General features: G+C 35.9%; 1 pseudogene. It reads right to left on the reverse strand.

From position 1 onward, the window contains the following. Positions 1-179 precede the first annotated feature (179 nt). Positions 180-1,397 (reverse strand): annotated as a pseudogene (locus tag M948_RS43065) (IS110 family transposase). Positions 1,398-1,645 lie beyond the last annotated feature (248 nt).

Here is a 1,645-nt window from a genome sequence, read left to right on the forward strand (position 1 = left end):
TCTAACTTTTCTTACCTCCAGTCAAGTGTTTTACACAATTTATTTGAATTATTTACCTTGATTTATTCAGGGGGGATAAACCTCCTGAGTAAGTCAAAATTTCCGCATGACTAATAGACCTAACGTTTTTCCATTTTTTTCGCAAGGTCTTTATGGTATAGTGAGATTAGCCTAGGTGATTATGAATGAGTAGAAGCAATTTCATAATCGTATGGTATGTTGTGTGAAATAAGGTGAAATGCCACTTTCAAGAACTTATTTATACACGCTATCACCGCAACCTTATGAGGTTTCCTCTGAGGTTGTTTTTTTAATTTGTCATAGTAATCAACGATGTGATTCTGTCCTTTTTTTCGTAATGAAATCATGGAAAAAATCATGAAATATAATATTTTCCGTAGTTTCTTATTGCCACGTTTATTGATACGATCTCTATATTGTGTATTACCTGACTGATATCGCATAATATCAATTCCAACGTATGCATTCAGCTGTTTGGCATTTTTAAACCGTCGTATATCTCCTAGTTCACCAATAATTCTACATGCCGTCGCATCACCAAGCCAGGGAATGAACGAAGGATATGATATTCCTTTCTATCAAGAGATAAGGCAACCATTTTTGCGATAATTTCTTCTTTCTTATCTCTTAAGTCTGCAATTCTGCTTGCGTAATCCCTTACTTGTTCACAACGTACATCCGATGCATCGATAGCTGGGTATGAGTTTTTGGCAACTAGTAAAAGCTCTTGTGCCTTCTTATCTGCTAGTTTAAGAGAAAGATTTTTTTTGGTATTCTTTTTCAGGCTATTTCTAATTACTGTTTTTGAATGTACCAATAAAAATGATGGCTGCGGATACAATTGAACGATGTTCAAAAAGAGTGCTGAGCTTGGTGTAATCATTCGTTCTAGTTCCGGAAAAGATAATTGTAAAATCGCATGCATTTTGCCCCGTAGTTGGATTAATTCTTCATCAACTTCGTCGTAATAACGTGATAGGGCACGCATTTGATTATAATAGGTGTCTTGTTGAAATATTGGCTTACGGTTTATTTTAAAGTGTGTTTTAGCCAACTCATGCGCATCGCTTTTATCGGTCTTATTTCTTCGCATAGCTGCTGTCTGAAGTTTTGCCTCAAGTGGATTTAAGCGACAATATATGTATCCACGATCTTGAAGAAATTTTTCCAAAGCCATTGAATAAACCCCAGTCGCTTCAAAAACAATTTCCGGTCTTTGACCCTTTTGTTGTTCTAACAATATCATTCGGCTTACGAAGTGATTCGAAGTCCGCTTGACAATGATTTATTTCCCCTTCAAATATACAGCGTTTTTGATCATAAATAACTATCGTACTTTTACCTTTACTTACATCGAGCGCAACTACAGGTTTCATTTCGTCTCCTCCAATTAATTACTCATAGAAGTCTTCACATAACCTTATCGATTCCACTTTCTTATACACGATCTCTATGGACCCAACATACTAAATTGATTCAAATAAGGGTGGAAGTGAGCCTGTTTGGGGTGCGGATTCAATATTGATCCCAAAGTTAGATCGGCTTTTCTTCACTCCTACTATAAAAAAATAGTAGCACAAAACCATGGCCTTGGTTTTGTACTACTAATCTTAGTATGTTTGGG

The organism is Virgibacillus sp. CM-4, from assembly GCF_000445495.1.
GTDB lineage: Bacteria > Bacillota > Bacilli > Bacillales > Amphibacillaceae > Virgibacillus > Virgibacillus salexigens.